This is a genomic window from Ochrovirga pacifica (assembly GCF_000220525.1).
In the GTDB taxonomy this organism is placed as follows: domain Bacteria; phylum Bacteroidota; class Bacteroidia; order Flavobacteriales; family Flavobacteriaceae; genus Ochrovirga; species Ochrovirga pacifica.
Genome location: NZ_AFPK01000036.1, coordinates 99,651 through 125,687 on the forward strand (window position 1 = coordinate 99,651; position 26,037 = coordinate 125,687).

Sequence of the window (26,037 nt, forward strand, 5' to 3'; positions counted from 1 at the left end):
TTTCAAATTGATGAAAAAAATCATCCCTATTTTTATTTTTTTAAGCACTTGTTTGGCCATGGGACAATCACAACCCAACATTGCCATCAAGGCCGATACCACTGCTATAAAAATTGGAGAACAAATTACTTATACCATTGTTACTTCTAAAGAAAAAAATGTGATTTTCCCTAAACTGACTTTAAAAGGTTTAGAAGTTGCAGAAGAATTGCCTGCAGATACATTGACAGATGTGTTTGAAAAAAAATATTTAATTACAGGTTTTGATAGTGGTGCTTTTTATATTGGTAAACAACAAGTATTTATAGATGCCAAAGCATATTTTACAGATTCTTTGTTGATAAATGTTGCAACAGTACAGGTAGATACTGCAAAATTAGCTCCTTATTACAGAGCTAAAGATATTGAAAATGAAAAATATAGCTTTGCCGAGTTTTGGTATAGATCTAAGACCAGCGTGTACATAACATTGGCAGTGCTAGTTTTTATAGTAGGATTGTACTTTTTATTTCGCAATAAAAAAGAAGAAAAGCCTAAAAAAATTATTAAAATTCCTCCTTTTATTACTGCATCTAAAGAGTTACAAGCTTTGCAAAATAAGCAATTGTGGCAAAACAATCAGACCAAAGCTTATTATTCTGAATTGACAGGAATAGTAAGAAAATACATCGGTGATGAATTAGCTATTCAGGCACTAGAAAACACAACAGACGAGTTGATGGCCTTACTGACGGTTGAAAATAAACAGCAAAAATTAGGATTGGACAAAGAAATGTTAGCCAAGTTAAAAATGCTGTTGTCTCAAGCTGATTTTGTAAAATTTGCAAAGCAAAGACCTTTGGAAAGCGATATTAGAGGGCACGAATCAGATGCTGAATTGATTATTAAAACCATTCATCAAATTGTGGAATCTCAAAAACAGGTAGCAAATGATGACGAATAGTAATTTTGAATTTACAAATCCTACTTTTTTGTGGTTGCTTTTGCTATTGCCAATATTGTCGGTTTGGTTGTATATCAGCAAAAATAGAAAACAAGCTAAGTTAACTTTGGCTAGTACAACAGCAATTCAAAAGAGTTCAGCTTTAGGTCTAGTATATCAATTTCTATGGGTATTAAAATTATTGTCTTTAGCTGCTCTAATTGTAGCTTTGGCAAGACCCAGAAATGTTGCAGTTACAACCAAAAACAAAAAAAATAAAGGGATAGACATTGTAATGGCAACCGATGTGTCGGGATCTATGCTGGCAAGAGATTTAAAACCAAACCGATTAGAAGCCTTAAAGAAAGTAGCCGAAAATTTTGTTGATAAACGTCCGAATGATCGTATTGGAGTGGTATTGTATGCAGGAGAAAGTTATACCAAAACCCCAATTACTAGCGATAAATCTATTGTAAAAAGAACTATAAAATCTATAGAATATGGAGATATAGAAGACGGAACTGCTATTGGTATGGGCTTGGGTGCAGCTGTAAATAGACTAAAAGATAGCAAAGCCAAAAGCAAAGTCATAATCCTTTTAACAGATGGAGTAAACACAGCTGGTTCTGTAGATCCTAAACTGGCTACCGAATTGGCTAAAGGAGTGGGAATAAAAGTATATACTATTGGAATTGGTACTAACGGAATGGCCGAAATGCCTTATGCCAAAGACTATACAGGTAAACTTTTGTTTAAACCCATGCAAGTTGAAATTGATGAAACTTTGTTACGTTATATAGCCGATCAGACGGGTGGTAGGTATTTTAGAGCAAATTCTAATACCAAATTAAAAACCATTTACGACGAAATAGACAAATTAGAAAAAACAGAAATAGAGGAATTTAAATATTATAATTATCAAGAATTGTACAGAAATTTAGTCCTATTAGCCATCGGATTATTGGTGTTAGAGTACCTCTTAAAAAATACACTATTCAAAAGTTTTATTTAGAAAATTAGTTAACAAAGATAATTGACAGATGTTTTCGTAGAATTGAAAACTAGATAAACCAAATTATGAACAGACTAGAAGAACCTATATATTTTTATGTTTTGGCTTTGTTGCCTTTGTTGTTACTAATATTATTGTATAAGTTTTGGTGGCAAAAAAGAACACAAAAACAGTTTGCTAACATCAAGCTATTGCAAAAATTAGCACCAGATTATTCGGTTTATAAAACCAGTTTAAAATACGTGTTTTTAGCCTTGGCTATTGCTAGTTTTACTATTGCTTTGGTAAATCCAAAAATAGGAACCAAGTTAGAAACAGTAAAACGCGAAGGAGTAGATATAGTATTTGCTTTAGATGTGTCAAAAAGTATGTTGTCTGAAGATATTGCTCCAAATCGATTAGAAAAAGCCAAACAAATTATCTTAAAAACAATTGACGAGCTAGGTAGCGACCGTATCGGAATTATTATTTATGCAGGGAACTCCTACCCTCTTTTACCTATTACTACAGATCATGCAGCTGCAAAATTGTTTTTAAAAAATGCCGATCCAGACATGGTATCAAGTCAAGGAACGGCTATTAATGAAGCGCTGCATTCTGCCATAAATTATTACAATAACGATGAACAAACCAACAAATATTTGGTGATTTTATCTGATGGAGAAGACCATGAAGAAAATACAATTGATACCGCCAAAGAATTAAATAAACAAGGAATTAAAGTGATTACCGTTGGAATTGGAACTGAAAAAGGAGGTGTAATTCCGGATATGATAAACGGTTATCAAAAAGGACTAAAAAAAGATAAAAATGGCGAAGTCGTCATTACTCAAAGACATGTACAAGTGTTACAAGAAGTAGCAGCCAGTGCTAACGGTTTTTATGTAGATGGAAATAAAACAGCTACATCGGTAAATAAAATTGTAGAAGTGCTGTCTAAAGCCAAAAAAACAGAATTTGAATCGAAACAATTTTCTGATTACAAAAGCCAATTTCAATGGTTTATTGGTTTGGGAATTTTATGGATTTTAGTTGATGTCTTTGTATTTGAAAAGAAAACCAAATGGGTAAAGAGTACAAATTTGTTTAATGAAAATGAGGTATAAGATGAAACAAGCATTGCAATTAATTTTGGTATTGACAAGTTGCATCGCACTAGGTCAAAATTTACCAAAAGAAAAAGTATACGAAGCTAAGAAACAATTAAGAGAAGGGAACAAAGCCTATAAAAAAGGAAGTTATGACGATGCGGCTATTGCCTATCAAAAAAGTTTGGTAGAAGATGGAATGTATTACAAAGGGGCTTATAACTTAGGAAATTCTTTTTTTAAGCAAAAAAAATACAAAGAAGCCGTAGATCAATTCTTATTGGCAAATAAATTGGCCAAAAGTAAAGAAAATAAAGCCAAAACTAGTGAGTTGATTGGAGATGCATTCATCAAACAAAAGGAACTAGAAAAAGGATTAGAAGCTTACAAACAAGCGTTGTTAAAAAATCCTACTGATGATATTTTGAGACAAAAATACATTGCTGCTAAGCAAGAAAAAGAACAACAAGATCAGCAACAAAAAGACCAAGATAAAGACAAAAATAATCAGGATAACAAAGATCAAAACAAAGATCAAAAAGACAAAGGGAATGATCAAAAAGGTCAAAATAAAGATGATGATAAAGAAAATTCCCAAGACTCTAAAAATGGAGAAGATAAACAAGATCAAGAAGATAGCAAACCAAGTGATCAAGAACAAAATAAAGGAGAAAACGGAGAAGATAAAAAGCAACCACAGGCACAACCCAAACCCTCTAAGTTGTCTCCAGAACAGATACAGCAATTGTTAGAGTCTATGAGTAATGAAGAAGAAAAAACGCAGAAAAAAGTAAACGCTCAAAAAGCAAAAGCAAAAGTAAAAAACAATGAAAAAGACTGGTAATATAGTATTCGGCAAGCAGTACACGGTATCCAGTACTCTACAGTTTTTGGCAATAAATCCTTTTTTTATTGCTTTTACTGTGCTAACCTTATTTACCCTTACTACTTATGCACAAGAGGTAAAATTAACAGCAAAAGTAAGTAAAAAGACTTTGGGTGAAAACCAACGTTTGCGTATTTCATATGAAATAAACAATCAAGAAGCAGATGATTTTAAATTGCCTAATTTTAAAAATTTTAAGGTAGTACAAGGACCAAGTCAGTCGGTAAGTAACTCTTACTCCGTAATAAACGGAAAGGTAAAAAGCAATTTTAGCAAAACGTATACGTACATTTTAGAACCCAAAGCAAAGGGAGTTTTTACCATACCACCAGCAAGTATTATTTATAAAGAGAACAAGATAGAATCTAACACCATTACTATTACGGTGGTAGATCCTGTAGATTTACCTGCAGATCCAAACGATCCCAATTATATTGCTAGTCAGAATGTAAAAATGGTGTTGAGCGTTTCTGATGAAAATCCATATGTTGGACAGCCTATTTATGCAGAGTATAGATTGTATGTAAACCAAATGGGGATTAACGGTTTTGATGTAGATACACCACCCAATTATGAAGGGTTTTGGAGTCAAAACATAGAAAATAAAAAACCACAATTTAAAGAAGGAAAGTACAAAGGGGAAATTTGGCAATATGCAGTATTGCACAAAGTATTGTTAATACCCCAAAGAGAAGGAACCCTTAGCATCAATGCAATGTCTGCCGATGTTGTAATTGGAGTGCCTACAGGTAGAGGAGATTTTTTTGGAAACATGATTACAAGAAATGTAAATCAAAAACTATCTTCTACCACTCAAAAAATAAAAGTAAAACCGTTACCAATAGAAGGTAAGCCATTAGATTTTACAGGAGCTGTAGGTGATTACAATTATCAAGTTACTACAAGTAGAGATGAGTTTAAAGCCAACGAATCGGCACAAATAAAAGTAAAAGTATCTGGTAGAGGAAATCTAAAATTGTTTGAAATACCAGAAATTAAAACTCCCAAAGAATTAGAGGTTTATGATCCTGAAAGAAAAGAAAACGTACAAACCGCTAGCACAGGATTAAAGGGAAGTATAGAAGAAGCTTATACTGTGGTTCCACAGTTTAAAGGAAAGTTTATCATCCCTTCTACACGTTTCTCTTACTTTAACCCTGAAGATGGAAAATACCATACGTTAACATCAGACGAAATTGTATTAAATGTAACCCAAGGAAAGGAATTAGTTACAAGCAAAGGAGAAGATTATACATCAGGTAACACAGTTATAAAACAATCTGTAACTAGTACCGGAGATAATTTTAGGTACATACAAACCAGCACAAGTTTTGTAAGCAGTAATGTTAAAGATTTTTATAAATCTACCCTGTTTTATATCTTATTACTTTTGCCAGTAATTTTAATTCCGTTAAGCATTTTTGCTTCTAAAAAACAACGTGAACTAAGTAAAAATCAGCAAAGAAATAAACTTAAAAATGCAGATAAATTAGCTAGAAAATATTTGGCAAGTGCTAAAAAAGAACTTGGAAATAAGACTACTTTTTACAGTTCTTTAGAAAAAGCACTACACAATTATTTAAAGGCCAAATTGGGGGTAGAAACTACGGACATTAGCAAAGAAAAAATAGAAACTTTACTTTCTAAAAAAGGAGTTGATAAAGAGATCATTAAACAGTTTATAAATGTATTTACCGCATGTGAGTTTGCAAGATATGCACCTTCTTCGGATGAAAAAATGAACGAAGATTTTGACCTAGCCAAAAAAGCCATTGCTAAAATTGATAAAAACTTATAAAACTTAAAAGAAATGAAAAATTTTGTATTTGGAGTTTTAATGCTTGTTGTAGGTTTTGTGAGCGCTCAAAATTCGCAGGAATTATTTCAAGAAGGAAACCAATATTATCAAGAAGAAAATTATTTAAAAGCCATACAATCGTACAAAAATATAGTAAAAAAAGACGAGGTTTCTTCGGAGCTGTATTTTAATCTAGCAAATGCTTATTATAAAATCAATAAAATGGCAGAGGCTATTTACTATTACGAAAAAGCATTGCAATTAAATCCTACAAACAAAGATGCTCAGCTAAACTTGGCTTATGCCAACCGAGGTATTATAGATAGTATAAAGTCTGTTCCAAAATCTGTTTTTGAAAAGCTGAATGATAATTTACAAACCCTTTTATCATACAACCAATGGGCTTTGGCAAGCGTTATTCTCTCGCTAACAGCAGGATGTATTTGGATTTTGTTTTTCTTTAGCATAAAACCAGCAACTAAAAAAATGTTTTTTACGCTTTCCATTATTTTTACAATTGCATGTTGTGGAAGCTTAGCAATTACCATGCAACAATATCATTATACCAAAAACACGGTGTATGCGATTGTTTTTGCAGAAGAAGTAATAATTAGGAATGCACCAAGAGAAACGGCCTCAGAAGTCTTTATTTTGCATCAGGGAACCAAATTAAAAGTTTTAGATGAAGTTGGGACTTGGCAAAAAATTAAAATTTCGGATGGACAAATTGGTTGGGTTGATAAAAAACTCATCAAAAAATTGTAAATTTGATTACCCATCAGTGGTTTACCACACAAAAAAGCACGCTAAAATTAGAAAAAGTCGATAAGTAGATGACCTAGAATGTATTCTTAGGTCTTTTGTTGATTTTAAAATTTTAAAAATTATGAAGAATGGTTATAGAAATGAAGAATGGAAAGATGTTGTGTTTGATGATGTGATTGCAAAATTTGAAAAGTACAAAGTATCTAATTATGGTAGAATTTTAAAGTGCAAAGATGGTAAGGAAGAACTGTTAAAATATCATCAAATTAACGGATATACAGCCATACCTTTAATGCAAGAAATTAATAGGAAAAAAACAAGTAGATACGTACACAAAATTGTTGCACAACATTTTTTAGAAAAAAAAGAAGGAGATCAGTATGTGATTCACTTAGATTATGACAAAAAGAACAATCATGTAGACAATCTAAAATGGGCTACTAAAAGAGAAAAAGAATTGCATCAATTTGCCAACGAAGAATTTATCAAATCAAAACCTAAAAGAACGTATACGAAACTAACAGAGGGTAGGGTAAAAATCATCAAAAGAAAATTGGCAGATCCCAATAATAAAACACGTTTAAAAATGATAGCCAAACAATTTGGAGTTTCTGATATGCAAATTCACCGAATTAAAACAGGTGAAAATTGGGGTTCTGTTACTATAGACGATTAAAAAAACCATGTCTACTAGACATGGTTTTTTATGATATTTAAGGTAATGAATGTATTAACTGTTTTGGTGAACGTGTACATCCATTTGTGGAAAAGGAATATTGATTCCAGCTTTGTTAAATTCATTGTATACTTTTGCGTTGGTATCAAAATACACTCCCCAATAATCGGCAGAGTTTACCCATACTCTAACCGCAAAGTTAACAGAACTGTCTGCCAATGCAGAAACTTCTACAAAAGGAGCAGCAGGATCGTTTATAATTCTTTCATCGTTATTTAAGATATTTAACAACACTTCTTTTGCTTGTTCTATACTATCTCCATACCCAATTCCAAAGGTAAAATCTACACGTCTTTTTGGCTCTGTAGAATAGTTAATCATAGAAGAGGTAGATAGACCTCCGTTTGGAATAATGATAGTTTTATTATCAGGAGTTTTTAAGATAGTATTAAAGATTTGAATTTCTTTTACAGATCCGCTATGTCCTTGTGCTTCTATGTAATCACCTACTTTGTAAGGCTTAAAAATTAAAATCATAACTCCACCAGCAAAATTTTGCAAAGTTCCAGACAAAGCCATACCAATAGCCAAACCAGCAGCTCCTAAAATGGCAATAAAAGAGGTCATTTCAATTCCTAAAGTAGACAATACGGTAATTACCAGTACTACTTTTAACAAAGCTCCTACCAAGCTTTTTAAGAAAGGCTGCAAAGAAGCATCTGCTTTGCTTCTTTCTAGCATTCTTGCAAACCCTTTGTTTAACATGCCAATAATAAAGCCTCCAATAATCCATACTAAAATAGCTGAAACCAGTTTCAGACCATACTGAGTAATGTACTCAGAACCTTTGGTAGTTGCGGTTTCTAAAATGTTGTTGAATTCCATAATGTTTTTAAAAATTAAAGTTCTAAACCAAATATAATGATTTTGAATAGGAATAATTTTAACATTTCTTTAGAAATGTAAGCTCTTTATAGTAGTTTTAAACAAGCAACAACAAAAAACAAAATAAAAATGAAAGTATTAATTACTGGAGGAACAGGTTTGATAGGTAAGCAGCTACAGAAAATGTTGTTAGACCAACAAATAGAAGTTGTAGTACTGTCTAGATCAAAACAAAAATCTACAAGAGAAGGACTTCGTTTTTCGGTTTGGGATGTAGATAATGAAATTATAGATGTTGCAACAGTTTGTAATGTAGATCATATAATCCATTTAGCAGGAGCTAATATTGCTGATAAAAGATGGACAGATACCCAAAAAAAAATTATTGTAGAGAGTAGGGTAGCAGGAGCCAATTTAATATACAAAACATTAGAAAACAACCCTAATACAGTTAAAAGTTTTATATCTGCATCAGGATCTAATTACTATGGAACCAAAACAACCGATAATTATTATCAAGAAATTGATGCTGCTGGTGATGATTTTTTAGCCCAAGTTTGTGTGGTGTGGGAGCAAGCGGCTTTGCAATTTCAAAATATAGGTTTGCGTACTGTTTGTATTAGAACGGGAGTTGTTTTTGCTGGCAATCATTCTGCTTTGCAAAAAATGAGTTTGCCAATAAAATATGGGGTAGGAGCTCCTTTAGGTTCTGGATCGCAAATTTTACCCGTAATTCATTTACACGATTTGTGTGCGTTGTATGTACAAGCCGTTTTAGATTCAAACTATTTTGGAGCTTACAATGCGGTTGCAGATAATAAAACCAATACGGAAGTAACAAAAGAAATAGCAAAACAACTAAGCAAACCTTTGTGGTTGCCAAACGTACCTGCATTTGTGTTAAAGTTAATGTTTGGAGAAATGGCAGATCTTTTATTAAAAGGAAGTGCCATCAATCCACAAAAACTAAACAGTCAAGGGTTTCGTTTTAAATACCCTACGCTAACATCAATTTTAAAAGACGTGCTTTAATTAGTAAATGTACTTAGGGCTGTAAGTAAATCTGGATGAATAAAGGAATAGTTCAATTCCTTAACTAATTTTTGATGACTTACAATTTTATAGGTCTTAAGTTCATTTAAAAAAGTAGCAGGCTTTTTAGCCATTTGCTCAGTAGCTTTGGTATAATATTCTTTTTTTGTGGGATGTGATGGAGCTGTTGCATTATATGTCGTGTTCCATTTTTTTTGTTCTACAATAGCTTTTACAATAGCAATACAATCTTCTTGATGAATTAAGTTTACAGGAGACAAAGCATTTTCTACCACTCGGTCTTCTTTAAAAAAATTACCAGGATTTCTAGTACCACCAATCAAACCAGAAAAACGAATAATAGTGGTGTTAAAGTTAGGATTGTTTTTAAAAAGATGTTCCAAAGCCAACAAATCTTTTTTTTCTGGGTTTTCTTTAAAGTCGTCTTCTGTTACTATAGCATTTACATCGGCATAGACAGAGGTAGAACTAACAAAAATAACATGTTGTACGGTAGAAATTTCTATGGCCTGAACCAATTTTTGATAGCTTTTATAAAAAGCTTTTTGCTTTCGGTAAGGTACATTAATAAACAAAATATCGGCTTGTAAAAAGTGGTTTAAATTCCCTTCAATTTCTTCGTCAATCATTAACAAATACGGCTGAATGTTATTTGTCAAAAGAAATTCGCATTTTTCTACCGTTGTGGTACTTCCTTTTACGGTATATCCATAATCAACTAAAGTCTGTGCTAAAGGCAAACCTAGCCATCCACATCCTAATATACTACACACTTTGCTCATTGTTGTATTCTTTGTCTTGTGCTTCTTTTTCTTGTTGTTCTCGTTGATTTTGCTCTAAAAACTTAAGATCTTCTAGCTTATCTAATATTTTAGGAAAAACTACGTTAGATAGATTTTTTACGGGTTCGTATAGGATAGAATTTTTTTTATGTTCTTCGGGAATTAGAGGAAGCATAAAATTTACGCGCTCTAACCATCCTAGTAACAATCCTAACAGCAAAGCTAATTTAATGGTTCCAAATACGGCTCCTAAAATTCTATTTAAAAAACCTAAAGATACTAGCTGAGCCAATTTAGTAAACAACTTACCAATTAAAGAAATTCCGATAATAATAATAATCAAGGTACCAAAAAAAGCAATTAGAGAATTGTATTTATGATCCATTTGAAAATGTTGAGCCAATACATCTTTTAACAAATAAGAAAAATGAATGGCACCATAAATACCAAGAATAAGCGACAATAACGAAGCCAACTCATCAAAAAAACCTTTTGAAAACCCTTTGATCAACCCAAAAATTAGAATTGCTCCAATTACAATATCTACAACGTATTCCATAGAATAATTTTATTTCAAATATACATTTTTATAAAGTTTAGGCTTTCGTACTTCTTATCTTTGTAAAAAAAATAGACAAGATGATAAATGACGAGCGATTAAAATTACGATGGAACAAAATTGTAACAAAATTATCAAACCAATTTGCAGACGGAGATCGGCTTGATGTAGATGCTATCATATATTTAATAGGAGTGCAAGAACTGGGTCAAGGATATAGAGAATTTAAAAAAGACGAAAAAATCAACCTAATGCATATTGCCATTTGCAAATTATTAGAGCCTTACGGTTATTATGAATTTGATTTTTTTGATGAAGAGGGTTGGCCACATTATAAAACATTAGAAACTTTACCAAGCCTAAAGCCAGGAGAACAAAGTTTGTTGATGAAAGAAGCCATTGTTCGTTATTTTGATGCTTAAATTTTTGGAATACTATTTGTAAAACCTTCCCACATGAAACGAATATTTTTACTACTTTTTTTTTCTTTACAACTTGTACAAGCACAAAATTATACCGTTAAGGGGATTTTTATAGATTCTATACACAAAATACAGAATGTTGCATTGTATCAATTACTAAATGGAGAAAAACAGTACAAAAAGTATGTGCAAGTAAAAAAAGACACATTCCAGTTTTCTATGGAGCAGTTGCCTACAGGTTCTTATAGAGCTTTGTATAAAAACGTAAATTCTGGTTATGTAGATTTTATTTATGACAAAGAAAACGTTACGTTTAGCGTACATAGTAAAGTTGGACAGCCATCGGTAAATTATATAGAATCTAGAGAAAACCAATTGTTAGATGCTTACGATTATAACATGTCTGTGTTACAGCATAAACTAGACTCTATTCAGTTTGCATATTTTAAAAATCCTACATCCGATGTTACCACCTATCAAGAAGTACAAGCAAAAATTACAGGAGCACAGCAGTATTACGAAAATTTAGCTAAAGACGATTATTGTTTAGCATGGATTAAAGCTTCTAAAAAATACAATGCTCCTTTACCTTTTTCCTTACCAGGCGATTATATAGAAAGTGCAACAAAGCATTATTTTGATTATGTAAATTTTGATGATAAAAGGCTTAGTAATACAGATTTTCTAAATAAAAAAATAGCAGAATATGTTTTTCAATACCATCAATACAAAGACATAGGGGTACAAAACAAAGCATTTGTAAATGCTATAGAAAGCGTTTTATCAAAAATAACGAAACCAGATGTTAAAGAAAACATATTACGTTATTTAATACAGGAGTTGGTTGCTAAAGAAAACAGAGAAGTGCTAAACAAAGTGATGGATAGTTACAAAGCTTTGCCAAAAAATATACAAAATTACACTTTTGTAAAAGAAACGGAACAATTTAAAAAAACAATGTTGGGGGTAGTAGCTCCAAACATTCAGTTATCTAAAAGTGAAACTTTACATAGTTTACCTCCTAACAATAATAAATACCTACTAATTTTTTGGAGTAGTACTTGTTCTCACTGTTTAAAAGAATTGCCAAAAGTAAAACAACTTTTAGCAAACAAAACAGAAATACAAGTAATAGCTATTGGTTTAGAAAAAAAGGAAGACGAACAAAACTGGAAAGTAGAATCTAACAAATTTTTGGAATGGAAGCATAGCATATCTTTAGAGAAATGGAATAGCAAAGCGGCCAATGCGTATAACATTAGTTCTACACCCTCTTATTTTCTGCTAAATTCTGATAAAAGAATTATGGCTAAACCACATAATTTAAAGGAATTAGAACTGGTACTAAAACATTAATTACTCATAGGCCATAAACGCATTTACAATATGTTTTAGTTCCGTTTGATGGTTGTTTTTTATAATTCCAACAACATCAAAACGGACCTCTAAATCGATATTGTTGTTTTGAACATAAGCATCAGCAGCTTTGATAAGCAGTCTTTTTTTTGCTGTGGTAATAAATGCTTCGGGTGTACCAAAAAAATCAGTAGTTCTAGTCTTAACTTCTATAACAACTAGCCAGTTATCCTTAATGGCAATAATATCAATTTCAGCTTTTAAATACCTCCAATTGGTTTCAATAATTTGATAATCAAGTTCTTTAATATGATTTACTGCTAATTCTTCTCCTATTTTCCCTAATTCGTTGTGAGTAGCCATTTTAAGTTAAAGTTAAGAATAATTTTTTTTCAATTATTTATTTGGTTATCAATAAAAAAAATATCAAGTTTGTACTGTAAATGTACACATCAAATACACATAACGCCCAACCAACCTGTAACCAAGGTTTATATCAAGTAATTATGGTCAAATCCATGACTACGGGACGTTAGTATGTGTGTATTTTTATAGAAGAAAGGAAAAATAATATATAAAATAAATACAGAGAATCGTCCCAATTAAATTGGGGCGATTTTTTTGTTTGTAACAAATAGTAAAATCATTAAATAGAAAATTATGAATCATTTAGCACCTGTATCGCAATCCATTTTAAACTCAATTTGTACATGGTATAATTCTATGCCTGTCAAACATGTGCCATTACGTCTTTATAAATCAGTTTACATGTAGTTTTAAAAATAAAAACCTACTTAATGAAGTATAAAGACGCTAATTAAAGCGTCTTTTTTTATTGGGTAAAATCAAAAAAAATGAAAAAAATAATGAGAAAAGCAAATCGTATTTTAAATAAAAACGGATCAAGCTACTTTGATAAAGTAGTAAAAACATTGTATCCCAAACCTTATTTGGAGCAAGAATGCAAAAGCAAATCAACCATACAATTTAGCAAGTAAAAAAGAGTTATAAAATCAAACCGAGACCTAGATTTTATCGTAATTATTAAAAACAAAAAACAAAACATCATGGAAAATTTTATCACATCGTATTTTGACCACAACTATGACCCAATTAACGCATCAAAAGAGCGAGAATCGTATCCTTATTTTTTGGATGAAGATGGAGAAGAACACCTACTTTTTATTTAAGTATAATGTTAGTGGTAAGAAAGTGTTGCCTGACTAGGGGTAATGGTTAACTGGGCTTGTTTGCCTATAAACAAGCCTAAGTTTTTATTTTGGTGGCCAGCAGGAAAATCAAAAAGAACAGGTATTTTGTATTTTTTTACAATACTTAATACAATTTCTTCTATGTTTTGTCCAAAGTCAGGATTGTTTTTTTTGATGTTCGTAAAATCACCCACAATAAGGCCTGCACAATCTTTAAAATATCCTTTTCGATCCAAAGCCCTTAACAGTCTATCTATATGATATTTATGTTCACCAATTTCTTCAATAAACAAAATTTTATTTTTGGTAGAGAAGCAGGTAGCGGTTCCAATCATGTTTTCTAAGATGGTTAGATTACCACCTACAAGTACACCTTTACAATTGCCTATTTGATTATAAGGATTACTTTCTAGGGTATAAGTGGGTAATGTTCCTTTTAAAAGTGCATGTAATTGAATAAAACTTTCTTCAATTTCTGACCAAGGTTCTTTAAAATTAATGGGCATAGGAGCGTGTAAACTTTGAAAACCCAGGTTGTGCAATTTGTTGTGAAATACTGTAAAATCTGAATAACCAATCATCCATTTAGGATATTGCATAAAGGATTGAAAGTTTAAATCATCGATAATTCTTACAGACCCATAGCCCCCACGAGCACACCAAATAGCTTTTGCTTTTGGATGATCTAATGCCCACTGCATGTCTTCTAAGCGTTGCTTATCTGTTGCTGAGAAATGATGAAAGTTCTGAAATACATTTTTACCAATTTCTACCTTATATCCCCAATTTTCAAATGTTTCTTTGGCTTTGTAGATTGCTTCGGGTTGCTTAACTACACCTGCTGGGGCTACAATAAGAATCAAATCACCAGTTTGTAAATAATCGGGTTGTAAAAAGGTGATATTTTGAGCATTCATAGAAAAAGTGATAAAAAGTAGAATGAAACGGATACTAAATTTCATGAAGTGATTTTAAAACTCGAAAATAAGCATTTTGCAATCTTTCAACTAGCTATTTTACAAAGTTTCGGCACAGAATTGTATTTTTGTGCACATAAAATGAACAAACTGATGAACAATCCTAAAAGATATACAATCACTACAGCTTTGCCTTACACCAATGGACCTATTCATATAGGACATTTGGCAGGTGTGTATGTACCCGCAGATATTTATGTACGTTATTTACGTAACAAAGGCAAAGATGTTGCTTTTGTTGGCGGATCTGATGAGCATGGGGTGCCTATTACCATTAAGGCAAAAAAGGAAGGAGTTACTCCTCAAGATGTGGTAGATAAATATCATGGAATCATAAAACAGTCCTTTGAAGATTTTGGTATCTCTTATGATAATTATTCCAGAACTTCTGCATCAATTCATCACAAAACAGCCTCAGATTTTTTTACCAAATTGTATAATGAAGGTGAGTTTGTAGAAAAAGTAGAAGCTCAGTTGTATGACGAAGAAGCAAATCAATTTTTAGCTGATAGATTTGTAATTGGAACCTGCCCAAAATGTGGTAATGAAGAAAGTTACGGTGATCAATGTGAAAAGTGTGGAACATCTCATAATGCTACTGATTTAATCAATCCTAAATCAGCAATTACAGGAAATGTACCTACAGTTAAGGAAACCAAACACTGGTTTTTACCTTTAGATAAGCACGAAGCTTACCTAAAAGAGTGGATTTTAGAAGGACATAAAGATGACTGGAAACCTAATGTTTATGGACAAGTAAAGTCTTGGATTGATGATGGTTTAAGACCAAGAGCCGTAACACGTGATTTAGACTGGGGAATACCTGTGCCTGTAGAAGGAGCAGAAGGAAAGGTATTGTATGTTTGGTTTGATGCACCTATTGGTTATATTTCATCAACTAAAGAATGGGCAGAGCAAAATGGAAAAGATTGGGAACCTTATTGGAAAGATAAGGATACCAAATTGGTTCATTTTATAGGGAAAGACAATATTGTTTTTCACTGTGTAATTTTTCCTGCCATGTTAAAGGCTCATGGAGATTATATTTTGCCAGACAATGTGCCAGCTAATGAGTTTTTAAATTTAGAAGGAAATAAATTATCTACATCTAAAAATTGGGCGGTTTGGTTGCACGAGTATTTAGAAGATTTTCCAGGCAAACAAGATGTATTGCGTTATGCACTTACTGCCAATGCTCCCGAAACCAAAGACAACGATTTTACATGGAAAGATTTCCAAGCTCGAAACAACAATGAGCTGGTTGCAATTTTTGGTAATTTTATCAATAGAGTAGTGGTGTTAACCAACAAATACTACAATGGTCAAGTACCAGTTCCAAACCATTTGTCTGAACTAGATGAAGATGTTTTGGCTCAGGTAAAAGAATTTCCTAATACAATTTCCAAATCTATGGAACGTTACCGTTTTAGAGAAGCTTTGTCAGAAATGATGAACTTGGCACGTTTGGGAAATAAATATTTGGCCGATGAAGAACCATGGAAATTGGTAAAAACGGATGAGGAACGTACACAAACCATTATGTATGTTGCTTTACAGATTGCTTCTGCTTTGTCTGTATTATCTGAACCTTTTTTACCATTTAGCTCAGAAAAATTAAAAGGTATTTTAAATCTGAATGAGAATCCGATTTCTTGGAATGATGTTGAAGAGAAAGATGAGCTTATGGCTGGTGGTCATGTTATTGGAAAATCGGAATTGTTGTTTGCTAAAATTGAAGATGCAGACATACAAAAACAATTAGACAAGTTAGAAGCTACCAAATTGGCTAATGCTGCCGAAGCAAAATCAGTAGAGCCTCAAAAAGAAACGATTTCTTTTGAAGATTTTACCAAATTAGACATTCGCACAGGAACAATTATTGAAGCAGAAAAAATGCCAAAAACAAAAAAGTTATTGGTATTAAAAGTAGATACAGGTATTGATGTAAGAACCATTGTGTCTGGTATTGCAGAAAGCTATAAGCCCGAAGACATTATAGGACAAAAAGTTTCTGTTTTGGTAAACTTAGCTCCGAGAAAGCTAAGAGGAGTAGAAAGTCAAGGAATGATTTTAATGACCGATACTAAAGACGGCAAACTTTGTTTTATAGCTCCTTCTGAAGACAATGTAGCAAATGGAGAGTTTGTGAGCTAGTCTTTAGCTTTTACATAGTAAAAATGGTTTTCTAAGATTCTTTAGAAAACCATTTTTTTTTTGGAGAAATAAATATTTAGTTAAATTATTAATAAAAAACCAAATGTTTATGTTGCTAAGTGTAAACTTGTTTTAACCTTAATACAAGTTTATATTAATTTAAGATATATAGTTTAGATGCCATATTCTAAAATTTTAAAAAAATGAAAAACAAATTTTTGAAACCTATATTATGTGTAGGATTGGCATTAACATTTATTGCATGTTCAAATGATGATGATGCAACAAAACCTTATGTATTACCAGAAGTGCCTGTAGAAGGAATTAAATTACCTTATACAGTTTTAAAAACTACCGGAGACAATGTAGAGGTTAGAAATGGAGGTTTTGGTTCTGCTGCTACTGCACACCCAACAAATAAAGGAGAGTTTTATGCCTTAACAGATAGAGGGTCAAACATTAAGTTTGGGAGTAATAAAATTTTTCCAACACCAGATTATACTCCAAGAATAGGACATTTTAAACTGTTAGAAAACGGATCTGTAGAAATGATTAAAGAAATATTAATTAAAGATCCTAGTGGAACAAAAATTAGTGGTAGGCCTAACCCAGAAGGTTATGGAGCTACAGGTGAAGTTCCTTATGCAGAAGATCAAACAACGGTTTTAGACTTTGATAAATATGGTTTAGATAGTGAAGGTTTGGTGGCAATGAAAGACGGTTCTTTTTGGATCTCTGATGAATATGGACCACACATTGTACATGTAGATGCGACAGGAAAACAATTAGAAAGATTAAGTCCAAAAGGAATTACTGGAGAATCTGGAGACAGAAAATTACCTGCTGTTTTTGCCTCTAGATGGGCAAACAGAGGAATGGAAGGTTTGGCAATTACTCCAGACGAAAAAACATTGGTAGGAATTATGCAATCTACTCTATACAACCCGTCTAAAGCAGATGTAGTAGATTTTACCATTACAAGAATTGTAACTTTTGATATTGAAACAGGAGCTACTAAACAGTATTTGCATAAACAAGAAAAAGCTAAAAACTCTAACTCAGAGATTGTCGCTTTAAGTAATACAGAGTTTTTAATTGTAGAAAGAGATGGTGCTTTTACAAAAGATACAAATAAAAACGAAGTTCAAAAACACATTTATAAAATTGATATTTCTAATGCTACAGACGTTTCTGATACTACAGATTCTGCAAACGGAAAATTGATAGAAGGGAAAACAATTGAACAATGCACTTGGGATGAGTTATCAAACGCTGGAATTGTTCCTGTAACTAAAACATTAGCGGTAGATTTAATTGCTGCCTTGGGTGATTATCCTCATGATAAGTTAGAAGGAATTTGGTTAATTGATAATTCTACAATAGGTGTAATAAACGATGATGATTTTGCTGTTTGGACAGGTGATGCAAGTACCACAATTCAAAAATACATTTCTAAGACAGAAACGGAAGAGAATATTGATGCAAATACATTATATATTGTAAACTTTTAAGGAGTATAATACTCGTTTTAAAAATCAAAAAAGGTCTGGTTTCAAAAAGTCCAGACCTTTTCTTTTAAAATAGTTTAGTGTAATAGAATAGTATGTATCTTATTTAATTTCTAACGCAGCTTTTAAAATATCTTTACGGCTAATTTGACCAATTACTTTATCACCTTCCATTACAGGAAAACGATTTCTTCTAGAGGTACAAAACATATGGGCAACATCAAAAATGTTATTGTCTCCTTCAATAGTTTCTACAATAGGTTCCATGTATTCTTCTACAGTTTGGTCATGTAGTGGAATGTTGTAATACCTACTGTTGGCAATTTTTTTCATACAATCCCCTTCAGAAATCATTCCTAGCAAGTGATCGTTTTCATCAACTACCGATGCTCCAGAAATATCGTTACTTACTAAAATTTGCATAGCTTCTACGACCTTTAATTTAGGTGAAAAAGTAATCAACTTACTTCTAGGAACCATGTAGTCCGAAACTCTAATTTTATCTGAAAGTACTTCTGCTTGAGCATTGGGAGCTCTAAAATTTTTTATTGCCATATAAGATAATTTTAACGATTGACACAATATAATGTTAAAAAATCATTAAATCAACTTTTTTGTGATAAATAATCAAATATATTTTATAATAAATGCGTTATCGGTTAAAAATTGAATAGTGTTCAAGAGCATACGGAATGAGTTAACAACTAATCACCCCAATGTTTATCTTTGATTTACGTTTGTTTTGTAAATAAATACAATATCTGCATTGAAAAGAGTTTTTATTAAAATAGTTCAGTTTTTTAAATGGTTGATCATTAGTTTGGTTTTTCTTTTTGTGATGATTATTCTAATCATTAAGAGTTCTTATGGTCAAAATTTAATTAAAGAAAAATTGACTGTTTTTGTAACTTCTAAAATTGATACCAAATTTGAACTAGAGAAAATTTATTTATCTTTTTCTGGAGATCTTGTTTTGGAAAACCTTTATCTAGAAGATCAACAAAAAGATACATTAGTATACAGCAAAAAATTAGCGGTTAAAGTATCATTACTTCCTATACTAACACAAAAAACAATTAGTATATCATCGGTAAATTGGCAAGGATTAACGGCTTATGCGTACCAAAAAGAAAAACAAAAAGAATACAATTTTGATTATATTGTTAATGCGTTTGCAAGTACAAATAAACCACCTAAACCTAAAGAAAAGAAGAGCGAAGCATACCAGATTAAAATCGGAAAAATTAAGTTAAAATCTATTAATCTTAGCTTTAACGATGAGGTTTTGGGGGTTGATACGCAACTTAAATTAAAAGAATTGCAGGTTGCTTTTGGTAAAAAGTTAGACTTGAACACGCTACAGATTCCCATTAAAAAGTTTTATTTGTCCGATGTAGTTTTTGATTATCAGCAAAACAAAGAGTTTAAAAGCAAAGAAAAACCTTCTAACACCACTGTAAGTCCTTTGATAACTGTTGATGAGTTGGGAATTAAAAACACCAAAGTTAGATATCAAAATAAAACAAATAAAACGGATGCTAGTGTGCTTTTGGGAACTTTTACTACAAGTGATGTTTTGCTTGATTTGCTGAAGAAAAACATTGTTGTAAAATCTATAGCTTTAGACAAAACATCGCTAAAGGCAAGCATGCTAAACACTGCCGATAAAAAAACGATAACCACCAAAAAAGAACCAAACAAAACAAGTGATTTTAATTGGCCGGACTGGAAAGCTTCTCTAGAAGAATTAAATATAAACTCAGTAGATATAGCCCTAAAAAATGGTACAAATAAAACGATTAAAAATGTTTTTAATCCGCAAAATATACACATCCGCAAAGCAGCTGTAGCATTAAAAAATGCTGCACTAACAGATAAAAAAATCAGTTTTCAGTTAAACAACTTCTCTTTTAAAGAACAGTCAGGTTTGCACTTAAAATCTTTGGTATTGATAGCGGAAGTAACAAAAAATAAGATTAAAATTCCGACGTTTCGTATTCAAACATCAAACAACATCTTAAATTCTGAAATGGAATTTAGTTTTGCCTCTATAAACGATGTGTTTAAAAACCCTAAAAATTTGAAAGGACGTTTGGCTATAGATAAATCGGTGTTAAACATCAAAGATGCTTTTTACTTTAGTCCCGATTTACAAAAGAATAGCAGCCTAGTAAATCTTTCAAAAAAAGAAATACAAACTCAGTTATCTTTAGCAGGATCGGCAGACTCTTTGGCTATTAAAAACTTAAAACTACAAACAGCAAAACATACGTTTGTGCAGACCAAAGGATGGATTGCTAATTTTGTAAATCCAGAAAAGTTAAGATTCAATTTGTTAGAATTAAATGCAAAAACGCAAAGAAATGAGCTTGTAAAATGGATAGAAGAAGATAGCTTAGGAATTCGTTTTCCAGAAGCAATTGCTTTGAATGGTTGTGCTAAAGGTTCTTCTAAAAAATTAAACACAAACCTAACCTTAAAAACAACAGAGGGTGCTGTTGGTATTAAAGGAATTTTAAAAAATGCTACCGAAAAAAGTTTTAACGGTGATGTAAACATAGAGAGTTTACAACTAGGTAAAATTCTAAAAAATCCTAAGTTAGGTTTGATAGATTTTACCAATCAAATTCAGGTTTCTGGAAACTCTCTAAGTTCTTTACAAGCCAACATACAAACCCAATTCCGTCAACTAGAATACGCAAATTACAACTACGATGCGTTAAAAATAGAAACAAATATTCAAAAAGGGAAAGGGCAAATTAGCCTTTTTTATCAAGATGAAAACTTAGATTTAGATACACAAACTCAAGTAGACTTAGATTCTGTTTCTTCAAAAGTTACTACCGAAATCAATGTAAAAGGAATAAATTTACAAGGGTTAAACTTAACAACTAAAAACACGCGAGCAAGAATTTTACTGAAAGGAGCACTACAGTCCAACTCTAAAGGGATTTCTATCAATGCCAATACGCAAAACGGTTTGTTGTTACACAATCAAAAATCGATACCGTTTAGCAACTTTAATATAAAAGCAAATTTGTTAAAAGACACCACATCGGCCAGTATAGAAAGTGATTTTTTAAATTTTAGTCTAAACGCCAATACTCATCAACAGAAAGCAGTTACAGCAATGTCTACTTATTTTTCTTCGTTGTTTACTGAGAATCCAAAAAAGAGAGATACACTAAATGTTGTACAAATAAATGCTTCTTTTTCGTTAAGGCAAAGTCCGTTGTTAAATGATTATTTTCTAGAAGGTTTGGAAGAATTTGAACCCATAAATTTTGATTTTTATTTTGATGATGCACAGCAGAAAGTAAAGGCCAATTTTAACATTCCAAGAATTGCGTATCAAGGAAGCCAGTTAAATCAAGCCCAATTTGCAATCAATAGCACTCAGGACAATTTTAAATTGAATTTTAGGCTTAGGGATGTATCTTATCAACCTATTTCTATTCAAAACTTATCCTTGTTGGGAGCTATTGAAAAGGGTAAAATTCATTTAGATTTATTTACCACGCAAGACACTCAAAAAATTATCAACATACAATCAGAAATTTATAAAGACCCTAAAGGTTTGCATGTGCATATAGATCCTTCATCGTTAATTTTAGACAAAGAACCTTGGCAGGTTAGCCCAACAAATGAAATGGTTTTTAGTAAAGAAAATACGGAAATAAAAGATCTAAAATTGTTTAGAAATAAGGAATCTGTAGAAGTAGCTACCTCTGAGAATGAAAATGCTATAAATGAGTTGTTTGTTGATTTTAAGCAGTTTGATTTAAAAAATATTCTTAGTTTTTTAAATACAGAAACGCTAATAGCAAGTGGAAAATTATCGGGGATTGTAAAAAATAAAACCCAACAAAAAAACCTTACTTCGGATTTAAAAATTCAGAACCTTAATGTGCTAGAAAATCCATTGGGAGATATAACCATAAATGCACAAAGTAAAGAAAACAAACAAGTTCAGGTAGATGTACAGTTAAGAAACAAAGAAGAAGTTAACCTACAAGTAGCAGGAAAATACAATGCCAACGACAATGAAAATCCTTTGAATTTACAAGTAGATTTGCACAAGTTAGGACTAAAAACCGTTGCGATGTTTGCTGAAACATACATTAGCAATCCATCAGGATATTTGTCGGCTCATTTTGATATGAAAGGCTCTTTTGACAATCCTGTATACGATGGAGAATTAAAATTTCATCAAACAAAACTAAAAGTAAATGCTTTTAACACAAATTTTTCATTACCAGAAGAAACTATTAAGATAGACAACTCTAAAATAGTGTTAAACCAATTTAAAATTTTAGACAATAACCAACAAGATTTTTTGCTAGATGGTCTTGTTAAAACCGATGACTTGTCTAATCCTAAGTTTGATGTACAACTAAAAACAAAAGGGTTACAAGTTCTAAATTCTACAGAAAAGGACAACGACTTGTATTACGGAAAATTATTTTTAGATACAGATATTTCAATTGGCGGAGATTTAAACGTCCCTAAAATTAACGGAAACCTAAAAATAAATGCAGATACAGATTTTACATATGTAATTCCCGAAGCCACGGTAGAAGCTGTAGAAAGAGACGGAGTGGTTTTGTTTGTAAACAAAAAAGTAACCAATAGTGTTCTAAAACCTAAAAACAAGGCCAAGTCTAAAACTCCCAAAGTACTAAAAGGTATAGAAATAGCCTCTGTATTAGAGATTGATAAAAATGCAGTTTTACAAGTAGTGGTCGATAAAAAAACAGGAGATCATCTAAAATTGCAAGGTACGGCCAATTTAAATTTTGGAATGAATGCCAATGGTAGAACCACTCTTTCTGGAAAATACGAAGTACAAGATGGCTATTACAAAGCCAGTTTGTACAACTTGGTAAAACGTACGTTTAATATAGCTAAAGGAAGCAGTATTACATGGCAAGGCGATCCTGTAGATGCCAAAATGGATTTAAGAGCGATATACAAAGTACAAGCCTCTGCAAGTGGATTAATGGCTTCTGTAACCTCTGGTTTAGAAACCTCGGAGCTAAACCAATATCGAAGAAAAGTTCCGTTTTGGGTGTATTTGAATTTGGGAGGGGATTTGTTAAAACCCAATTTGTCTTTTGATATTGATATTCCTGAAGATGCCAAAGCCACTTTGGGAGGAGAGGTTTATACACAAGTACAACAACTAAATAAAAGAGAAGAAGAACTAAATAAGCAAGTATTTTCTTTGTTGGTATTAAATCAATTTTTTCCGTCTAGTAGTAGCGATGGTAGTAACGGAGGATCTTTGTCTATTGCTAGAAATAATGTAAACAAAGTACTTTCAAATCAACTAAACACCTATTCTAACAAGTTGGTAGGAAACACAGGAATAGAGTTAGGTTTTGAATTAGATAGCTATACCGATTATACAGAGCAAGGCGAGCAAAACAATACCCAACTAAATGTAAGTGCACAAAAAAGATTGTTTAATGATAGATTAACAGTACAAGTAGGGAGTGGCTTTGAAATTGAGAATAATGCTGCTGCAAATCAAGAAAAAACACCAATTATAGGAAATGTAAAAATTGAATATGCCTTAACCGAAAACAGAAGATATCGATTAAAAGGTTTTAGAAAAAACGAATTCGAAAGTGTTATAGACGGTCAAGTAATTGCAACAGGTATATCCTTGCTGTTTAACAGAGAATTCAATCAGTTTAAAGAGTTGTTTGCCAATACAACCCAAGACATCAAAAAAGAAAAAGATGAAGAATAAGATAATTTACGGATGGTTTTTTTTGATAATTTCTTCATGTAGTGTTCAAAAATATGTACCCAAAGACAAAACGTTGTATGGAGGAGCTACAATAAAAATTAGCAATCAAAAAGAGTTTAAAGAGTTGTCATCATTAGAAAGGGAACTCAATGATTTGTTACGTCCTGAACCCAACAGCAAGTTTTTGGGAGCTAGAGCAGGTTTGTATTACTATTACAAAGCAAACCAAAAAAATAATGGATTTATAACCCGATATCTAAATAAAAAAATTGGAGAAGAACCAGTGTATTTTTCAGAAGTTTCTGCTAGTAATTTAACAGAACTCATTAAAAATAGATTAGAGAATAGAGGTTTTTTTAATAGTGAGGTTAGGTATAAAACACAAGAAAAAAAGAACAGCAAAAGCCTTGTGTTTACAATCACGCTTTCAGAACCGTATGTATTAGAAAGCTATCAATTAGTGCAAGATTCTTTGCCTATTTACAAAGCAATTCAAAGTACTTTAAAAGAAACGTTGCTAAAAAAAGGAGAAAGGTATAGTTTGCAATCTTTTAAAGAAGAACGCATTAGGATAGACGAAGCTCTAAAAAGCAAGGGATATTATAATTTTAATCAAGATTTTTTAATTTTTGAAGCGGACACTAACCAATATCAACAGAAAAAGTTTGATTTGTTCTTAAGATTTAAAAGAGAAACACCTGACAAAGCAATGTTACCTTATGTAATAGATTCTGTTTTGGTACACCCCAATTACAGTTTAAAAACAAAAAATCAAGCAAAAAAAAAACAAAAACTAAAAGGCGTTTACTACTTACAGGATTCTATCTTTTTTAAAAAAGAACGATTAAAGAACTTTATCTTACTTAAAGAGGGTGATTTGTACCAACCTTATGCATCTAAAATAACTAGCAAAAGATTGTCTTCTATAGGAACGTATAAATATGTAAACATTCAGTTTGATGAAAACAAAGTAGAAGACAGTTTAGGACACTTAAATGCCAACGTATACCTATCACCTATGAACAAAAGAGCGTTGGGTTTAGAGCTACAAGCAGTCACCAAATCTAACAATTTTTCGGGTCCAGGATTGTCTGTAAACTACAGAAACAGAAACTTGTTTAAAGGAGGAGAGTTGTTAACCATTACAGCCACTGCAGCATACGAAACTCAGCTAGGTAATAATGCCGAAGATTTAAACGGAACACAATTAGAATTAAATACCAGTTTAACATTTCCTAGGCTAATTTTTCCAAAGGATGTACACGAGCGTTTTAAATACGGAATTCCAAAAACAAAAGTAGCAGCAGATATAGAATACTTAGACAGATCTGATTTGTACAACTTGGTTTCTCTAACCAGTAGTTTTGGATATTTTTGGGATGCTAATAAATATTTAAGTTATCAACTAAACCCCATAAACATTAATTATGTAAAATTGTCTAACACCACATCAGAGTTTGATGAAATTTTAGACAACAACTCTTTTTTAGCCAATAGTTTTGAACAACAATTTATTTTAGGGCTAACCTTAAACTTTACCTATAACGAGTTGGGAAGAACCTATAAAAACAATCAGTTATATTTTTCTTCTAACCTAGATGTTGCAGGTAATTTGCTGAATTTACTAAGTCAAAACACATCTCAAGGCAAAGAGACTTTTTTAGGTTTAGAATTTGCACAATATGCTAAAATTGATGCTGACCTTAGGTATTATTTTCACTTAGGGAACAATCAGCAGTTAGTAAGTAGGTTGTATGGTGGTTTTGGATTGCCTTATGGAAATTCAGAAGTATTGCCTTTTACCAAACAGTTCTTTTCAGGAGGTCCCTATAGTGTTAGAGGATTCAATTCAAGGTCTATTGGACCAGGAGCATATTCGGGTACTGCTTCAGAAACTTCTTTTTTTGATAGATCGGGAGACATTAGATTAGAAGCCAATATAGAATACCGATTTCCTATTTACTCTGTGTTAAAAGGAGCAGTTTTTACCGATGCTGGAAATGTATGGTTGTACAATCAAAATGGTGTAGGAGGAGAAGGAGAATTTACCTCTAATTTTTTACAAGAAATGGCTGTGAGTAGCGGAGTAGGACTGCGTGTAGATATTCAAAGTTTTGTCCTTAGACTAGATTATGCAACTCCTATAAAGCAACCTACCTCTACCACTTTTGGCAATGTAAATTTATCTCAGTCAGTCTTAAATTTTGCTATCGGTTATCCGTTTTAGA

General features: G+C 31.9%; 22 protein-coding genes. 16 read left to right on the top strand and 6 right to left on the bottom strand.

The window, feature by feature from the left end:
- Positions 1-10 precede the first annotated feature (10 nt).
- The 7 genes from FS85_RS15295 to FS85_RS0107470 all read left to right on the top strand — a co-directional run bounded on the left by FS85_RS15295 (position 11) and on the right by FS85_RS0107470 (position 7,147).
- On the top strand, positions 11-943 hold the full coding sequence (locus FS85_RS15295) for a hypothetical protein (RefSeq protein ID WP_050809628.1): 933 nt from the start codon (positions 11-13) through the stop codon (positions 941-943).
- Positions 933-1,934: a vWA domain-containing protein gene (locus tag FS85_RS0107445; RefSeq protein WP_010135517.1), complete on the top strand. Its 1,002-nt coding sequence runs from the start codon at positions 933-935 to the stop codon at positions 1,932-1,934. Before FS85_RS15295 ends, FS85_RS0107445 begins: the two co-directional genes overlap by 11 nt.
- Positions 1,935-1,999: 65 nt before the next feature.
- Positions 2,000-3,040, top strand: coding sequence for a VWA domain-containing protein (locus FS85_RS0107450; protein ID WP_010135518.1), 1,041 nt, complete (start codon positions 2,000-2,002; stop codon positions 3,038-3,040).
- 1 nt (position 3,041) lies between these two features.
- On the top strand, positions 3,042-3,866 hold the full coding sequence (locus FS85_RS0107455) for a tetratricopeptide repeat protein (RefSeq protein WP_029489333.1): 825 nt from the start codon (positions 3,042-3,044) through the stop codon (positions 3,864-3,866).
- Positions 3,850-5,706: a BatD family protein gene (locus FS85_RS0107460; protein ID WP_010135520.1), complete on the top strand. Its 1,857-nt coding sequence runs from the start codon at positions 3,850-3,852 to the stop codon at positions 5,704-5,706. Before FS85_RS0107455 ends, FS85_RS0107460 begins: the two co-directional genes overlap by 17 nt.
- A gap of 12 nt (positions 5,707-5,718) precedes the next feature.
- The gene (locus FS85_RS0107465; protein WP_010135521.1) at positions 5,719-6,471 is read left to right on the top strand and encodes a tetratricopeptide repeat protein; all 753 of its coding nucleotides are present in this window, start codon (positions 5,719-5,721) and stop codon (positions 6,469-6,471) included.
- A 121-nt stretch (positions 6,472-6,592) separates the two neighbouring features.
- A complete protein-coding gene (locus FS85_RS0107470; RefSeq protein ID WP_010135522.1) occupies positions 6,593-7,147 on the top strand; it encodes an NUMOD4 domain-containing protein in 555 nt (184 codons plus the stop codon).
- A 54-nt stretch (positions 7,148-7,201) separates the two neighbouring features.
- Here FS85_RS0107470 and FS85_RS0107475 read toward each other — a convergent pair whose 3' ends face one another.
- Positions 7,202-8,032, bottom strand: a complete 831-nt coding sequence (locus tag FS85_RS0107475; RefSeq protein ID WP_010135523.1) for a mechanosensitive ion channel family protein — start codon at positions 8,030-8,032, stop codon at positions 7,202-7,204.
- A gap of 129 nt (positions 8,033-8,161) precedes the next feature.
- Between FS85_RS0107475 and FS85_RS0107480 the strand changes: the two genes are divergently transcribed.
- On the top strand, positions 8,162-9,064 hold the full coding sequence (locus tag FS85_RS0107480) for a TIGR01777 family oxidoreductase (protein WP_010135524.1): 903 nt from the start codon (positions 8,162-8,164) through the stop codon (positions 9,062-9,064).
- Here the strand turns inward: FS85_RS0107480 and FS85_RS0107485 are convergent.
- Together FS85_RS0107485 and FS85_RS0107490 are read right to left on the bottom strand one after the other, a co-directional pair.
- Positions 9,061-9,867, bottom strand: a complete 807-nt coding sequence (locus FS85_RS0107485; RefSeq protein WP_010135525.1) for a Rossmann-fold NAD(P)-binding domain-containing protein — start codon at positions 9,865-9,867, stop codon at positions 9,061-9,063. The two genes, FS85_RS0107480 and FS85_RS0107485, sit on opposite strands and share 4 nt — an antisense overlap.
- Entirely contained in the window at positions 9,851-10,426 is a 576-nt protein-coding gene (locus FS85_RS0107490) for a CvpA family protein (RefSeq protein WP_010135526.1), read from the bottom strand. Before FS85_RS0107490 ends, FS85_RS0107485 begins: the two co-directional genes overlap by 17 nt.
- A gap of 80 nt (positions 10,427-10,506) precedes the next feature.
- Between FS85_RS0107490 and FS85_RS0107495 the strand changes: the two genes are divergently transcribed.
- Both FS85_RS0107495 and FS85_RS0107500 read left to right on the top strand, forming a co-directional pair.
- On the top strand, positions 10,507-10,848 hold the full coding sequence (locus tag FS85_RS0107495; protein WP_010135528.1) for a hypothetical protein: 342 nt from the start codon (positions 10,507-10,509) through the stop codon (positions 10,846-10,848).
- Positions 10,849-10,881: 33 nt separating this feature from the next.
- Positions 10,882-12,204, top strand: a complete 1,323-nt coding sequence (locus FS85_RS0107500; protein WP_010135529.1) for a TlpA family protein disulfide reductase — start codon at positions 10,882-10,884, stop codon at positions 12,202-12,204.
- Here FS85_RS0107500 and FS85_RS0107505 read toward each other — a convergent pair whose 3' ends face one another.
- Positions 12,205-12,567 carry a YraN family protein gene (locus FS85_RS0107505; RefSeq protein WP_010135530.1) on the bottom strand — a complete coding sequence of 121 codons (363 nt, stop codon included), beginning with the start codon at positions 12,565-12,567 and terminating at the stop codon, positions 12,205-12,207.
- Positions 12,568-13,058: 491 nt separating this feature from the next.
- Between FS85_RS0107505 and FS85_RS16730 the strand changes: the two genes are divergently transcribed.
- Positions 13,059-13,202, top strand: a complete 144-nt coding sequence (locus FS85_RS16730; protein ID WP_160162393.1) for a hypothetical protein — start codon at positions 13,059-13,061, stop codon at positions 13,200-13,202.
- Between the two features lie 69 nt (positions 13,203-13,271).
- Positions 13,272-13,394: a hypothetical protein gene (locus tag FS85_RS16930; protein WP_262496226.1), complete on the top strand. Its 123-nt coding sequence runs from the start codon at positions 13,272-13,274 to the stop codon at positions 13,392-13,394.
- Positions 13,395-13,402: 8 nt separating this feature from the next.
- Here the strand turns inward: FS85_RS16930 and FS85_RS0107520 are convergent, their stop codons facing one another.
- Positions 13,403-14,377: a S66 peptidase family protein gene (locus FS85_RS0107520; RefSeq protein ID WP_010135531.1), complete on the bottom strand. Its 975-nt coding sequence runs from the start codon at positions 14,375-14,377 to the stop codon at positions 13,403-13,405.
- 108 nt (positions 14,378-14,485) lie between these two features.
- Between FS85_RS0107520 and metG the strand changes: the two genes are divergently transcribed.
- Positions 14,486-16,546 carry a methionine--tRNA ligase gene (gene metG / locus FS85_RS0107525; protein ID WP_010135532.1) on the top strand — a complete coding sequence of 687 codons (2,061 nt, stop codon included), beginning with the start codon at positions 14,486-14,488 and terminating at the stop codon, positions 16,544-16,546.
- Positions 16,547-16,749: 203 nt separating this feature from the next.
- The gene (locus FS85_RS0107530) at positions 16,750-18,057 is read left to right on the top strand and encodes an esterase-like activity of phytase family protein (protein ID WP_010135533.1); all 1,308 of its coding nucleotides are present in this window, start codon (positions 16,750-16,752) and stop codon (positions 18,055-18,057) included.
- A gap of 99 nt (positions 18,058-18,156) precedes the next feature.
- Here FS85_RS0107530 and FS85_RS0107535 read toward each other — a convergent pair whose 3' ends face one another.
- Positions 18,157-18,609: a CBS domain-containing protein gene (locus tag FS85_RS0107535; protein ID WP_010135534.1), complete on the bottom strand. Its 453-nt coding sequence runs from the start codon at positions 18,607-18,609 to the stop codon at positions 18,157-18,159.
- A 211-nt stretch (positions 18,610-18,820) separates the two neighbouring features.
- Here FS85_RS0107535 and FS85_RS0107540 point away from each other — a divergent pair, with 211 nt between their 5' ends.
- Both FS85_RS0107540 and tamL read left to right on the top strand, forming a co-directional pair.
- On the top strand, positions 18,821-23,809 hold the full coding sequence (locus tag FS85_RS0107540) for a translocation/assembly module TamB domain-containing protein (protein WP_010135535.1): 4,989 nt from the start codon (positions 18,821-18,823) through the stop codon (positions 23,807-23,809).
- Complete coding sequence (tamL, locus tag FS85_RS0107545) at positions 23,799-26,036, top strand: translocation and assembly module lipoprotein TamL (protein ID WP_010135537.1); 2,238 nt, start codon at positions 23,799-23,801, stop codon at positions 26,034-26,036. The genes FS85_RS0107540 and tamL overlap by 11 nt, the downstream gene beginning before the upstream one ends.
- Position 26,037: the final 1 nt, after the last annotated feature.

What these genes read in the sequence shown, in the direction of transcription:
- FS85_RS0107470 (WP_010135522.1), top strand. Translation starts at nt 6,593, where the DNA reads ATGAAGAATGGTTATAGAAATGAAGAATGGAAAGATGTTGTGTTTGAT.
- FS85_RS0107450 (WP_010135518.1), top strand. Translation starts at nt 2,000, where the DNA reads ATGAACAGACTAGAAGAACCTATATATTTTTATGTTTTGGCTTTGTTG.
- metG (WP_010135532.1), top strand. Translation starts at nt 14,486, where the DNA reads ATGAACAATCCTAAAAGATATACAATCACTACAGCTTTGCCTTACACC.
- FS85_RS0107505 (WP_010135530.1), bottom strand. Translation starts at nt 12,567, where the DNA reads ATGGCTACTCACAACGAATTAGGGAAAATAGGAGAAGAATTAGCAGTA.
- tamL (WP_010135537.1), top strand. Translation starts at nt 23,799, where the DNA reads ATGAAGAATAAGATAATTTACGGATGGTTTTTTTTGATAATTTCTTCA.
- FS85_RS16730 (WP_160162393.1), top strand. Translation starts at nt 13,059, where the DNA reads ATGAAAAAAATAATGAGAAAAGCAAATCGTATTTTAAATAAAAACGGA.
- FS85_RS0107480 (WP_010135524.1), top strand. Translation starts at nt 8,162, where the DNA reads ATGAAAGTATTAATTACTGGAGGAACAGGTTTGATAGGTAAGCAGCTA.
- FS85_RS0107530 (WP_010135533.1), top strand. Translation starts at nt 16,750, where the DNA reads ATGAAAAACAAATTTTTGAAACCTATATTATGTGTAGGATTGGCATTA.
- FS85_RS0107495 (WP_010135528.1), top strand. Translation starts at nt 10,507, where the DNA reads ATGATAAATGACGAGCGATTAAAATTACGATGGAACAAAATTGTAACA.
- FS85_RS0107455 (WP_029489333.1), top strand. Translation starts at nt 3,042, where the DNA reads ATGAAACAAGCATTGCAATTAATTTTGGTATTGACAAGTTGCATCGCA.
- FS85_RS16930 (WP_262496226.1), top strand. Translation starts at nt 13,272, where the DNA reads ATGGAAAATTTTATCACATCGTATTTTGACCACAACTATGACCCAATT.
- FS85_RS0107445 (WP_010135517.1), top strand. Translation starts at nt 933, where the DNA reads ATGACGAATAGTAATTTTGAATTTACAAATCCTACTTTTTTGTGGTTG.
- FS85_RS15295 (WP_050809628.1), top strand. Translation starts at nt 11, where the DNA reads ATGAAAAAAATCATCCCTATTTTTATTTTTTTAAGCACTTGTTTGGCC.
- FS85_RS0107535 (WP_010135534.1), bottom strand. Translation starts at nt 18,609, where the DNA reads ATGGCAATAAAAAATTTTAGAGCTCCCAATGCTCAAGCAGAAGTACTT.
- FS85_RS0107460 (WP_010135520.1), top strand. Translation starts at nt 3,850, where the DNA reads ATGAAAAAGACTGGTAATATAGTATTCGGCAAGCAGTACACGGTATCC.
- FS85_RS0107485 (WP_010135525.1), bottom strand. Translation starts at nt 9,867, where the DNA reads ATGAGCAAAGTGTGTAGTATATTAGGATGTGGATGGCTAGGTTTGCCT.
- FS85_RS0107520 (WP_010135531.1), bottom strand. Translation starts at nt 14,377, where the DNA reads ATGAAATTTAGTATCCGTTTCATTCTACTTTTTATCACTTTTTCTATG.
- FS85_RS0107500 (WP_010135529.1), top strand. Translation starts at nt 10,882, where the DNA reads ATGAAACGAATATTTTTACTACTTTTTTTTTCTTTACAACTTGTACAA.
- FS85_RS0107465 (WP_010135521.1), top strand. Translation starts at nt 5,719, where the DNA reads ATGAAAAATTTTGTATTTGGAGTTTTAATGCTTGTTGTAGGTTTTGTG.
- FS85_RS0107490 (WP_010135526.1), bottom strand. Translation starts at nt 10,426, where the DNA reads ATGGAATACGTTGTAGATATTGTAATTGGAGCAATTCTAATTTTTGGG.
- FS85_RS0107475 (WP_010135523.1), bottom strand. Translation starts at nt 8,032, where the DNA reads ATGGAATTCAACAACATTTTAGAAACCGCAACTACCAAAGGTTCTGAG.